Annotated in this window: 11 protein-coding genes; 3 read left to right on the forward strand and 8 right to left on the reverse strand. The window is 66.2% G+C overall.

Going from position 1 to position 12412, the window contains the following annotated elements:
- Positions 1–36: 36 nt before the first annotated feature.
- Complete coding sequence (locus tag AB0N75_RS04190) at positions 37–984, reverse strand: EamA family transporter (RefSeq protein ID WP_364645548.1); 948 nt, start codon at positions 982–984, stop codon at positions 37–39.
- Between the two features lie 76 nt (positions 985–1060).
- Between AB0N75_RS04190 and AB0N75_RS04195 the strand changes: the two genes are divergently transcribed.
- Positions 1061–1558: a MarR family transcriptional regulator gene (locus AB0N75_RS04195; RefSeq protein WP_364645551.1), complete on the forward strand. Its 498-nt coding sequence runs from the start codon at positions 1061–1063 to the stop codon at positions 1556–1558.
- Between the two features lie 189 nt (positions 1559–1747).
- Positions 1748–4129, forward strand: a complete 2382-nt coding sequence (gene treS / locus AB0N75_RS04200; RefSeq protein ID WP_364645554.1) for a maltose alpha-D-glucosyltransferase — start codon at positions 1748–1750, stop codon at positions 4127–4129.
- Positions 4130–4216: 87 nt separating this feature from the next.
- Here treS and AB0N75_RS04205 read toward each other — a convergent pair whose 3' ends face one another.
- The 4 genes from AB0N75_RS04205 to AB0N75_RS04220 form a co-directional block, all read right to left on the reverse strand.
- Complete coding sequence (locus AB0N75_RS04205; RefSeq protein ID WP_364645557.1) at positions 4217–4813, reverse strand: NADPH-dependent FMN reductase; 597 nt, start codon at positions 4811–4813, stop codon at positions 4217–4219.
- A 158-nt stretch (positions 4814–4971) separates the two neighbouring features.
- A complete protein-coding gene (locus AB0N75_RS04210; RefSeq protein WP_364645990.1) occupies positions 4972–5799 on the reverse strand; it encodes a hypothetical protein in 828 nt (275 codons plus the stop codon).
- A 159-nt stretch (positions 5800–5958) separates the two neighbouring features.
- Positions 5959–6306: a GNAT family N-acetyltransferase gene (locus AB0N75_RS04215; RefSeq protein ID WP_364645560.1), complete on the reverse strand. Its 348-nt coding sequence runs from the start codon at positions 6304–6306 to the stop codon at positions 5959–5961.
- Between the two features lie 61 nt (positions 6307–6367).
- Positions 6368–7381: a pirin family protein gene (locus AB0N75_RS04220; RefSeq protein WP_364645563.1), complete on the reverse strand. Its 1014-nt coding sequence runs from the start codon at positions 7379–7381 to the stop codon at positions 6368–6370.
- Between the two features lie 87 nt (positions 7382–7468).
- Between AB0N75_RS04220 and AB0N75_RS04225 the strand changes: the two genes are divergently transcribed.
- A complete protein-coding gene (locus AB0N75_RS04225) occupies positions 7469–8092 on the forward strand; it encodes a VTT domain-containing protein (protein WP_364645566.1) in 624 nt (207 codons plus the stop codon).
- Between the two features lie 66 nt (positions 8093–8158).
- Here the strand turns inward: AB0N75_RS04225 and AB0N75_RS04230 are convergent, their stop codons facing one another.
- From AB0N75_RS04230 to AB0N75_RS04240, 3 genes are all read right to left on the reverse strand, one after another.
- Positions 8159–9433: an ArgE/DapE family deacylase gene (locus AB0N75_RS04230; RefSeq protein WP_364645569.1), complete on the reverse strand. Its 1275-nt coding sequence runs from the start codon at positions 9431–9433 to the stop codon at positions 8159–8161.
- A gap of 137 nt (positions 9434–9570) precedes the next feature.
- Positions 9571–10899: an MFS transporter gene (locus tag AB0N75_RS04235; protein WP_364645572.1), complete on the reverse strand. Its 1329-nt coding sequence runs from the start codon at positions 10897–10899 to the stop codon at positions 9571–9573.
- Positions 10900–11086: 187 nt separating this feature from the next.
- Positions 11087–12283 carry a helix-turn-helix domain-containing protein gene (locus AB0N75_RS04240; protein WP_364645574.1) on the reverse strand — a complete coding sequence of 399 codons (1197 nt, stop codon included), beginning with the start codon at positions 12281–12283 and terminating at the stop codon, positions 11087–11089.
- Between the last annotated feature and the right edge of the window lie 129 nt (positions 12284–12412).

Consider the following 12412-nt stretch of genomic DNA (forward strand, 5'->3'; position numbering starts at 1 on the left):
TGGGGCAAATACGCGCGAAGGGGCAAGAGGGTAGACCTACCCTATTTTCCGGGCTTTTCCGGAGGGCTTCCCGCCTGGCTGGTTGACAGCCCGGGAAGAGTCGGCTGGAGTCGTCAGCCGTGCCGCCGGGCGGGAAACTGCCAGCGCCGGCTCCGCCGTCGTCCTTCGGGGCAGGTTGGCGGCGACCAGAGTGCCCAAGATCAGCAGGGCGCCGGCGGTCTGGCCCGGGGAGAGTTGTTGGTGCAGGATCAGCCAGCCCGTGGCGGTGGCGACTACTGGACTCAACAACCCCAGCAGCGATGCGCTGAACGCGGGCAACAGTTGCAGTCCGCGGAACCACAGGGCGTAGGCCAAGGCCGTGCCCACGAGGGAAAGATACGCGTAGCCGGTCAGGTTCAGCGCCGAAAGCTGCGTGGGCAGCGGGCCATCCGCGAACAGCGCCAGCGGGACCAGCAGCAGCCCACCAGCGGTCAGTTGCCAGGAGGTGACTGCCAGCGAGGTGGCCGGCTGGCCCCACTTCTTGGCCAGCACCACACCGGCCGCCATCGAGGCAGTCCCGCCCAAAGCCGCCGCCACACCGACGGCATCCAACCTGGCCTGGGACTGCAGCACCAGCAGGGCCACTCCGGCCAGTCCCACGGCGGCGGCAACAATCTTGGCGGACGTCAGGCGCTCGCCGATCCAGCGCGACGCCATGGCTGCCACAAGCAAAGGCTGCACGGCGCCGATGGTCGCCGCCACACCACCGGGAAGCCGGTGGGCGGCAATGAAGAGCAGGGCGAAAAACATGCCGATATTCAGCGCCCCGAGGAGGGCTGCTTTCCACCACCACGCGCCCTGCGGCAGTTGGCGCGTGACAGCGAACAGCAGCAGCCCGGCCGGCAGCGCGCGGATGGCTGCGGCCAAAAACGGCTTGTCCGGCGGCAGTAGCTCGGTGGTCACCGCGTAGGTGGTGCCCCAGGTCAGCGGGGCGACGGCTGTCATTGTCAGAAGAACCCATTTATTCCTAAGCACTTAGACAATATAGCTAAGCGCTTAGGAATCGTCTATGCTGTGCGGCATGGAAGATCAGGTAACCCGGATTCTTAACCAGTGGGCTGTTGAGCGGCCCGACCTGGACGTCTCGCCGATGGCGGTGGTGGGCCGGATTTCCCGGACGGCCCGAAAAATCGACGCGGTGCTTGCCGCCACTTTCGCCCGGCACGATTTGGATTCGGCGAGTTTCGATGTGCTGGCCACGCTGCGGCGGTCCGGGAAGCCTTACGCGCTCAGCCCCCGTGAACTGACCGAGACCGCCATGGTGACCTCGGCAGCCATCGCCCAGCGCCTGAACCGGCTGGAAGAAAAGCAACTGGTCACGCGCACCAAGGACGTGCAGGACGGCCGAGGGAAACAGGTCACGCTCACCCCGGCCGGACTTGATCTGGTCAACAGGGTGTTGCCGGACCACGTGGAAACCGAGCACTCGCTGCTGGCCGGCCTGAGCAAGCAAGAGCGCGGCCAGCTCGCGGAACTGTTGGCCAAAGTGGAGCAAACCGCCACCGAAATCCGCGGGTAGTGCGGGGGCATTTCGCCGTGGGCTGGCACTGTTGCCGTACCTAGCGGTGATCCACTTCATGCTGCATCTTCAGGCCGCTTGGCGGTCCTTGCGATGGCGCGGGGGTAGTGATGGCACCGCCCGTCTGGCAGTGTTGGGAGCAAGCCGGTCTGGATTATTCCAGCAGTCGAGCATGAAGGAGATGACGCCATGAACGATTCGGTTCCTGGGCCCGAGCCCGTCCTGGACAGCACTACCCTTGACGACGGCGGCGACCCCTCCACCACCGGCGGCGGTGCAGCCGCCAGCGACGGCGGCAGCATCGCCGTCGAGCCCGAGGCCGAACCGCAGGTTCCGGAAATCACGTTCGACGAGCAGTTCTACCCGGCCCGCCCGCGCTCGCTGCGGCCGACCGCCCGGCGCCGGCACTTTATGCCTGGCCGGCCGCCATTCGACCCGGATGCGCGCAACAGCGTTTACGTGGAGTGGCTGCGCAATCAGTCCATGTTGGGTGATGCGAAGGTGCTGGCGCGGCAGCTGTCGGGGCAGGCCAGCATGTGGCAAAACCCCTATGCCTACCCTGACCCGCGGGCCGCGGTGGAGAAGGCGTCGGTCTGGTTCACGGCCTACCCGCTGTCACTGATCACCCGGCCGGGCCAGACGTTCCTGGCGGCGCTGGGGGACTCGGATCTGTGGGAAGCGTTCCAGCAGATCGGGATCAAGGCCATCCACATTGGCCCGGTGAAGCTGGCCGGCGGCGTGACCGGCTGGGACCACACGCCCAGCGTGGACGGGCATTTCGACCGGATCAGCATGGCAATCGACCCGCTGTTCGGCACCGAGGACGAGTTCCGGAGCATGTGCGAAGTCGCCACCGAGCACGGCGGCACCATCGTGGACGACATTGTGCCTGGCCATACCGGCAAGGGCGCCGACTTCCGCTTGGCGGAGATGAACTTCCGCGACTACCCGGGCATTTACCACATGATCGACATTCCCGAATCGGACTGGGACCTGCTGCCCGACGTGCCGGAGGGCGAGGACTCGGTCAATATCGATGTGGCCACCGAGCGCGCCCTCCAGCGGGCCGGCTACATCATCGGCGAGCTGCAGCGGGTCATCTTCTACGAGCCCGGCGTGAAGGAAACCAACTGGAGCGCCACGCCGCCGGTCCTGGACACGCACGGCAAGCCCCATCGCTGGGTGTACCTGCACTATTTCAAGGCGGGCCAGCCGTCCATCAACTGGCTGGACCCCACCTTTTCCGGCATGCGGTTGGTGATGGGCGACGCGCTGCATTCGCTGGTGGATCTGGGCACCGGGGCGCTGCGGCTGGACGCCAACGGGTTCCTGGGCGTGGAGAAAAGCGCGGAGGAAACGCCGGGCTGGTCGGAAGGGCATCCGCTGTCCGCGGCAGCCAACCAGATCATCGGCAGCATGGTCCGCAAGGTCGGCGCCTTCACGTTCCAGGAACTGAACCTCAGCATCGACGACATCAAAGCCACCTCCGAAACCGGCCCGGACCTGTCCTACGACTTTGTCACCCGTCCGGCCTACCACCACTCACTGGTCACCGCGGATACCGAGTTCCTCCGGCTGACGCTGCGGCTGGCGATGGAGATCGGCATCGACCAGGCGTCGCTGGTCCACGCGCTGCAGAATCACGACGAGCTGACCTACGAACTGGTGCACTTCACCACCAAGCACAAAGACGACCTCTACGAGCTCGACGGCGAGGAGCTCACCGGCGCGGAGCTCGCCTCCAAGGTCCAGCAGACGCTGCGGGACGGGATCACCGGGGAGGCCGCGCCGTACAACCTGGTCTTCACCGCCAACGGCATCGCCTGCACCACCGCCAGTGTGATCACCGCGGTACTGGGCATCACCGAGCTGGACTCGATCACCGAGGAACAGGCGGCGGAGGTCCGGCGGGTGCACCTGCTGCTGGCCATGTACAACGCCCTGCAGCCTGGCGTATTTGCGCTCTCCGGCTGGGACCTGTGCGGGATCCTTCCGCTGGATCGCAGCAAGGTGGGGCGGCTGATGTCGCGCGGGGACACCCGCTGGATCAACCGCGGCGCGCACGATCTGATGGGATTCGACCAGTCGGCGCAGACCTCAACGGCGGGCATGCCGATGGCGCGGGCGCTGTACGGCACGCTGCCCGAGCAGCTCAACGACGAGTCTTCCTTCGCGCGGCAGCTGACGCGGATCTTGGAGGTCCGGGATCGGTACGGCATTGCCAAGAGCGCACTCATCGATGTCCCCGACGTCTCCCAGCGCGGCATGCTGGTGATGGTGCACCAGTTGGTCGACGGCGGACAGGAAGTCACGGTGCTGAACTTCTCCGGCCAGGAGATGGCCGGCACGGTCCGCTCCGAAGCGCTGCAACTGGGCTCGGAAGTGACCGACGCGTTCAGCAGCGAGGCCATCGGCACGGTGGACGACCTGCACAGTTTCTACCTGCAGCTGGGGCCTTACGAAGGGACGGCGCTGCTCGTCACCCCGCCGCCTGTGGAGGAGAACGACGACGGCGGCGCCGCCGAGGCGATCGACGCCTCCGACGAGCCGGGGCCGGAGACATACGACTGAGCTATCGGACTGAGCGGCCCGAAACAATTGATGCCCCTGAACCGGTAAGGTTCAGGGGCATCAATCGATCCAAGCGGGATTGGCGGGCTATTTTTCACTGTCGGGGTCGCCGATGTGGCCCTGGGCGTTGACGTCCAGCACCCGTTCCACGAAGGCGCCGTACTCCTCCATGTAGTGGCTCAGGAAGCCCTTGGTCGATTCGTCCTTGACCTCGCCGTCCTCCCCATAGGCCTCCGGTTTGAACGCGATATAGACCTCCGGGGCGTTCAGCTGCGGGGCATCGAGGAAGCTCAGGACACCGCGCATCGAGGACTGCATCACGGCGGTGCCGATGCCGCCGGGGGAGGCGCCGACGATGCCGGTGGGTTTCCGGGCGAAGGAGTTGGTGCCCCAGGGCCGCGACCCCCAGTCGATGGCGTTCTTCAGTGCGCCCGGAATAGAGCGGTTGTACTCGGGGCTGACGAACAAGATGCCGTCGGAGGCCTCGATGGCTTCCTTCAGCGCCCGGCCCTCGGGCGGAAAGTTATTGTCAAAGTCCTGGCTGTACAGCGGCAGGTCCTTGATGGGGATTTCGTTGAACTCCAGGTTGTCCGGGGCGAGTTTGATCAGCGCTTTCGCGAGCGTTCGGTTGATGGATGTGCTGGACAAGCTGCCGACGAAATAGCCGATCTTGTACGTGGGCATGGGATTCTTCCTTCCCGGCGGCCGACGCGCGGGCCGGCCCGTTGCGGTTGATCCATTGGGCGCGGGCGCCGGAGGAGGCAACCCGACACCCGCAAGGCTACTGCGAACCGAAACCCGTGGTAACCCTGCCCGCCCTCAGCGGCCGGTCGACGGCGTAGTTAGATTTCCCAGTCGCCAAGGCCCCCGCCGTCGCCAAAGAAGCCACCGGCGCCATCACCGAAGAGGCCGCCGAGGCCTGCGTTGTCTGCGAAGCCTTCCCCGGCGGACGCAACGCTGTCGCCGATTCCTTCCGCCGCGCCGGTAATCCCGTCGCCGATTCCGGAGAACCCGTCCAGCAGGGGGCCCGCGATGGCCGAACCGACGAAGCCGGCGGCCACTCCGGCCAGCAGACCGGCGCCCAACCCGCCGGCGGCACCGGCCGCTCCTGCTGCCAGCCGGCCACCGCCGCGACCCGATCCGCTCCGGCCGAGGATCTTTTCCATGAAGCCGGGGCGGGCCACCTCGGCGCGGGTGGCGGTCCGGGCCAGGGCTTCCGGCTGATCGGAGGCGGCGTGCTCCGAGGCCGGGAGTTGGCTGTTGAGGTCGTCCCGGAGCATGGCACGCTGCTGCGGGGTCAGCCGGGCGAAGGCCTCGGCATGGGCGCGCTCCATGTCCTGCGGCGGCGCCGTGTGGAGCATGTATTTGTACTTGGCGATGGCCGCCTGGTCGGCGTCACGTCCGGCGGCGTGGCCGGGCCTGTCGCCGTGGGGCCGCGGCGCGGACGGGTACCGCTGCCCGTCGTAACCGCCGCGGTTGTAGCCGCCGTCGTCGTATCCGCGGCGCTGCCCTCCGCGCTCCTGTCCGTATCCGTATTCGGGCTGCTGGCCGTAGCCGGGCCCGGAGTCCTGCGGTCGGTTCTGGCGCTGTTGCCCGGTGCGCTGGGCCAGCTGCTCTTTGGCATACTGGACCGCCATGGTTTTGCCCTTCTTGACCAGCTTGTCGAACATTCCCACGTCGTGCTCCTTGCCTGCCCGGGTTCAAAGCCGGACACGTGACCATCTCTCGCCTTAACAACTGGCGGGCACCGGAGGGAGTTCCGTCGGGTCCGCATAATGGAACGAACGGTACGGGGATCAAGCGCGGAGATCCGTGTACGCGTGGCGGCGTCAGCTGGAGAGCTCGGTGACCGCCTGGAGGTGCTGCGGGCGGATGGGAACGGTGTTCGGCTGGTATTCCGGGTGCTTTTCCACGTAGGACTTGAAATAGGGGCACACGGTGACCACCGCCAAGCCGGCGGCAATGGTGTCGTCGAGCGAGTACCGGGCCAAGCGTCCGGCGAGCCCTTGGCCGGAGTATTCCTCCTTGACGGTGGTGTGGAAGAAGATCCGTTCCGGACCCGTGCTGCCCTCGAATGGCAGCCAGTGGGCCTTGCCGATGACCTTGTCGCCATCAACCAGTTCGTAGCGGTGGCGTTCGGCATTGAGCCGGACGGTAATGGTCGATTCGGATTCCACGCTGGCTCCTAGAGGTGTCGGCCGGGGTCTGGTGATTGTCAGCTGCCGGTGGCTCGCGGGGTCAGCCGCGGGGGCGGAGTTGGACGGTCGGCAGCGTTGGCGCCGGGAGCGGGGCCGGCATCCCGTCCGGGTACGGCCCGAACCGGGGATAAGGGGCGCCGTCCGGGTACGTTCCCCCGACTGGATCCGGGGCCGGTTCGACGTCGATCTCGGCCTGCCAGGCGGCACGGTAGGCAACAATCTCGTCGTGGCTGCGCGCCACGAAGTTCCACCACATGATGATCTGCTCACCCAGCGGCTCGCCGCCGATCAGGAGCACCCGTGCCGGGACGTCGCCCGCCTCCAGCACTACCCGGCCGCGGCCGGGGGAGAGGTAGACGAGGTGGTCTACGGGTACCTCATCCCCGTCCAGCCGAAGGTCCCCGGTATCCAGCAGGATGCCGTGCTCAAAACCAGGGTCCAGCTCGAGTTCCAGCCGCGATCCGGCCCGAAGCAACGCTTCGGCGCCAAGCAACGGCGGGGTGCGCGTATTGATCGGCGAGGTGGAACCGGACAGGGACCCGATGAATACCCGCAGTTCGGTTCCGTCGCCGACGACGGGTTCCGGCACATAGTGCTCGAACGTCGGCGGCATGTGCCGGGTGGAGTCCGGAAGGGCGAACCACAGCTGAGCGCCGTGCAGGAAGGTGGTATCCGGCGTCGAGAATTCCTGATGGGAGATGCCGCGGCCGGCAATCATCAGGTTCACCTCCCCCGGACGCACGATCGCCTCAAACCCGGCGGAGTCACGGTGCGCGATCTTTCCGGAGAAGAGCCAGCTGACCGTGGCCAGGCCGGTGTGCGGGTGGCGGGGGACCTGCATGCCGCCGCTCTGTGAGACAAGATCCGGTCCGTAGTGATCGAGGAAGCACCAGGCGCCGATCAGGCTGCGCCGTTTCTGCGGCAGGGTCCGGCGAACGTTCATGGCGCGAATCCCGCCGAGCGGCACATCCCGTGGAGTCAGGACCTCCACGGTGGCGGTGTCGGCTTCCAACGTGCAGACGACTTCCTCCGGCGCGGTCTCCATGTTGCTCATGGGCTAAGTCTAGGCACGAGGGGCGCCGAATCACCCGTGCAGATACGTCCGAACGTGCACGTCGCGTACTTCGGGCAGGATGGAGGGATGGATGAACTCGGCGAACTGTTGCGCAGCCTGGATTACTGGTGGATCTACCTCGTTGGCACGTTATTCGTGACCGTCTCCGCCATGGTTCCTCCGGTGCCCAGCACCACGCTGTTTGTGGCGCTGGGATCACTATCGGTGCATACGGACCAGCTCAACCCCTACCTGCTGGCGGCGGCCATGCTGGCCGGGGCGGTGGCAGGTGACGCTGCCACCTTCGTGTTGGTGCGCCACTTCAAGCTCGCGGAGCGCAGGATCTTCGCCGGAGAACACCGGCAGTCCGCCTTCCGCGCGGCCCGGACCAGGCTGGGGCGCAAAGGCCTGCCGCTGGTGATGACCTCCCGGTTCGTTCCCTTGGGGCGGTTGACGCTCAATGTGGCTGCTGGGATGATTCCCCAGCCCGGCCGACGGTTCCTGGCGCATTCCGTCATTGCCGGTGTGCTGTGGTCCGCCTACTGCGTGGGCGTCGGCGCGCTCTCCGGTGCCTGGCCCCAGCTGTCCACAGAGTTCGCCGTGCTGCTGGCCATCGCCATGTCACTGGTGCTCGGCTGGCTGATCAATCAAGCGATCAGCTGGTGGGAAGGCCGGAAGCTGCCGGAGTTTGTCCGGAAACGGGCCAGCTAGCCGGCTGCCGCCGACGCCGGCCGCCGACGCCTGCCGCCCACGCCGACGCCGGCCGGAACCGCGGTCCTATCCCCGCTCTTGCACCCCGCACCAGTCGGCGATGAACAGCGCGATGCTTTGGGTGATCCGGCGGACCGATTCAACCGACACCCGCTCGTCGAAGCCATGGATCGCTTCGGAGACCGGCCCGTAGACCAGCGTGGGAGTATCCGCGTAGAGCGTGAAGACGCGTCCGTCGAGGTAGCCGGGGGTGGTGAAGCTGCCCAGCCCGGTGCCGAAGGCCCGCAGGTGCGTGCTCTCCAGCAGGTCTTCGGCCTCGCTTCCGGGTTCCAGGACGTATCCCTCGGAAAAGAATCCGGTCCGGGTGGCGACGGCGTGGATGGCAGCCGGCCCGGTGCCGAGCCGGGCGAGGCATTCCTGCAGTTCGGTCCAAGCTTGTTCGGCCGGAATACCGGGGTAAATGGCCGCCCGGACATCGAATTCGCACCACGCGGGAACGCTGGAGGGCCAGTCGCCGCCGGCAATCTGACCGAAATTGAAGTTGATCGGGTGCTCCAGGTCCTCGAAAAAGCGGTGCTGGCCGCGGTCGGCGTTCCACTTTTCCTCGACCTCGCGCAGTGCGGTCATGGCGGTATAGGCGGCGTCAATGGCGTTGAACCCGGTGCCCATCTCGCGCGGATGGGTGGGGCTGCCGGTGACGCGCACTTTGAACCAGATCACCCCGACGTTGGCCCGGACCAGCATGTCCTCTTCGGGCTCCGGGATGATCACGGCGTCCGCCCGGTAGCCGCGCATGAGAGCGGAGAGGGAACCATTGCCGGTGCATTCTTCCTCGACGACGGACTGGAAGTGGATGCGCCCGGCCGGTTCAAGACCGGCGGCCCGGACGGCGTCGAACGCGAAGAGGTTGGCGGCCAGTCCGGCCTTCATATCGCCGGCACCGCGGCCGTACATCCAGCCGTCGATGATGGGGGCGTCCCAGGGGGAGCGGGACCAGGCCTCTTCCGGCCCCTCCGGAACCACATCGACGTGTCCGTTTAGGATGAGCGAACGGCCGGCCTCGGCGGCGGGGAGGTAGGTGCCGACGACGTTCGTCACGTCTTCGTAGGAGACGGTGACCGGGCCGAAGCCTTCATGCGTGGCGAGCTCCTCGGGATCGAGCTGCCAGCGATCCATCTGCAGCCCGCGTGCGGCCATCGCCGAGTGCAGCAAGTCCTGGGCACTGCCTTCCTGGGTGCGCAGCGACGGATGTTTCACCAGCTCTTGGGTAAAAGCGAGCTGTGCGTCGAAAGCGGCGTCGACTGCCTCAAGGATGCGCCGGGACTGTTCTTCGGTGATCATGCAAAGCTCCTTGGATATGGCGTGGGGGAGCCGCCGGGTTGGGCGGCTCCCCCACGGGTTGTTGGAGAGTGCTGCGTTCGACGGCGGCGCTCGCCGGCCGTCGGGCTCCGCCCCATCAGGGGCGGAGAGCATCGGTTCTAGACGTCCGCCACGATCCGCTTGTCCTGGACGCGCATCCGCTCGCCGAGGAATCCGCCGAGGGCGGTCAGCAGCGCGATGATGGCCAGGATCGTCGCCGCGCCCCAGGACGCGTTGCCGGAGACGCCGAGCATGGCGGTGGCGATCATCGGCATGAAGCCGCTGGTGGCACCGGCGATGTTGTAGCCCAGTGCCACACCGGAGTAGCGCAGCTTCGGGGGGAACAGTTCGGTCAGCAGGGCGCCGTTGACAGCATAGGCCACGGCAATGAGCATGATGCCCAAGGTGATGGCCAGGGTGATCAGCAGCGGCGATTTGGTGTCGATCATCGCGAAGATCGGGAAGGCCAGCACGGCAGTGAGGAGCCCGCCCCAGACGGTGACCTTGCCCGGGCCGACCTTCTCGGCCAGCCGGCCCATCAGGATGGTGACGATGATCTGCGCGACGGCGGCGACCAGGGTGGCGTTGACCATCACGTTGCGGTCCACGCCCAAGGTGTTGGCACCGTAGCTGACAGCAAAGGTGGTGATCATGTAGAACCCGCCCACGCCCAGCAGTGCGGCGAGTACGGCAACCACCAGTCGCCCGCCGGCACTGCGGAAGACCTCGAACGCCGGCACCTTGACGGTGTCTTCCTGGGCAAGCAGGTCCTTGAAGATCGGGGATTCCTCAACCTTGAGCCGGATCCAGAGCGCGACGAGAAGCATCGGAATGGCCAGCAGGAACGGAATGCGCCAGCCCCAGGCATCGAAGCTCTCGGACGGGAGCAGCAGCACCAGGGTGAATGCGGCGGAGGCCAGCAGGGTAGCGACCGGGGAACCAATCTGGACCAAGGCGGCGTAGCGGCCGCGCTTTTCGGCCGGGGCGTGTTCGACGGCCATGGTCACGGCGCCGCCCCATTCGCCGCCGACGGCCAGACCCTGGACCAGACGCAGCACGGCGAGCAGGATCGGTGCGGCCAAGCCAATGGTGGAGAAGTCCGGCAGCAGGCCGATCAGGGCGGTGGCGACGCCAATCAGGACGATCGTCGTCAGCAGGGCCGGACGGCGCCCGTAACGGTCGCCGATGTAGCCGAAAATGATCGCGCCAATCGGGCGGGCAGCGAAGCCGACGCCGAAGGTGGCGAAGGAGGCCAGCAGGGCCGCGGTGGGGTCCAGATCCGTAAAGAAGAGGCGGTTGAACACCAGGGCCGCGGCAGTGCCGAAGAGGTAGTAGTCGTACCACTCCAGGGCAGTCCCGACGAAGGCAGCGCGGGCAATTTTGCCCGCGTCCTTGCCGGAAACTGTCGGCGGGGCGCCGGGAGTATTGAGCGATTGCGGCGTCGTCACGTGGTTGCCTTTCAAGCTGTTCGGGGCCCGCGGCGTTGATGGAGCGGCGGCAGCCCGATAATTTCTATGGCCCTGAACGGAGGACATCCCGCGGTAGAGCTGTGAAGTACCTCTCGACTGTAGAGGAGTGCCAATACCCTAAACAATGACATTACACACCGACTTGACAGCTCATTCTTGTGCATTTTCACAAGACAGTATCGCTTTTGTAGTCGGCCAACGCCACGAGCGCCAGGGCAGCCTGTGCCGGAACCGTCATATCGAGCCCGATGACCTCTTCCAGAGAATGCAGCCGGTTGACCACCGTGTTCCGGTGGCAGTACAGTTCCTCCGCTGTTTCCTTGATGGACCCGGTGCGGCCGTAGCTGCGTGCCACTTGCAGCAGCCGTTGGCGTTCGTGCGGCGTGCAGTGATCCAGGGCGGTGGTTACCGGAAGGGAGAACCCGGGGAGAGTGTTTTCCAGAAGGTCCCGGGCAATCGTCATCCAGGTGCCCGGGATGGTGGCCAGTCCCGTGTCCTCCCCGTGCTTGGCGGCCAGCACCAGGGCAGACGCCGCAGCTTGGGGAATCGCCGCTAGGCCTTCAACGCCGGGGACGTAACCTGCCGGAAATTCGGGCAGCTCATCCTGCCACGTCCGTCCGGCGCGCACTACGCGGAAAAGATACAGTGCCCCTGCACGTTCATAACTGAAGGTCTGGCGGTCCGGCGCAGGCTGGCGCTGAAGCTTGGCCGTGGTCTCCCGGGTGAGCGCCATCAGCTCGAACACGTCCGAGCTCTGAACTTCCAGCCCGGCGGCGATGTCGGAGATCTCGCCAGTGTTTCTTGTGTCGGTATTAAAGAGCCGCGAAAGCAGCCGTTGCCGGTGCAACTGTTTGTCGCGGGCGAGCAGGGCTTCTTCTTCGGAAAAGGCCTGCTGGATGCTGCTGACATAGCTCTCCACCGTGTCCAGGACGCGGTCCATGTTGGCAACGAGGATCTCGGTACCGTGCCCGCGCGCCACCCGCTCGAGCCCTTTCCATAAGACCCGGAAGTCATTGCGGACAGCGCTGAGGAAGGCCTCCATCGGAACCCCCTGGCGCGCCCGGCGCGCGGCGACGTCACGGGGCAGGGACTGAAGATCAGCGGGTAGTTCCAGTCCGGCCAACAGGTAGAGGAACATCTCCATGGTGTCTGCGGCTGTCCGGCGGACATCCTCGTCCGGGACCAACGCTCCCTCGTAGGAGATGGTGGCGAAGCGCTCCAGGAAGTCGTTGACCAGGGAATCACGTTCCTGCCACAGGCGCTCGATTAGTTCCATCCAGTGCGGCTCCCCGGACGGGTCGGGTTTGAAGTCCCGGGGCAGGCCCGCGTCGGGCGGAAGGACGTCTACTCGCGACTCGCTCATGAATCCATCTTAGGCAATCGCCCAATTTTCTCAGAGCTTATGGCGTCATTTAGCCATTGAGTGCGGCAATACTCCAGTGTTGAATGGGGGGATGGCCGCGGGGTCTTTCCCGGTTCGCCATGATCGCTC

The organism is Arthrobacter sp. NPDC089319 (assembly GCF_040684925.1).
Lineage (GTDB): Bacteria > Actinomycetota > Actinomycetes > Actinomycetales > Micrococcaceae > Crystallibacter.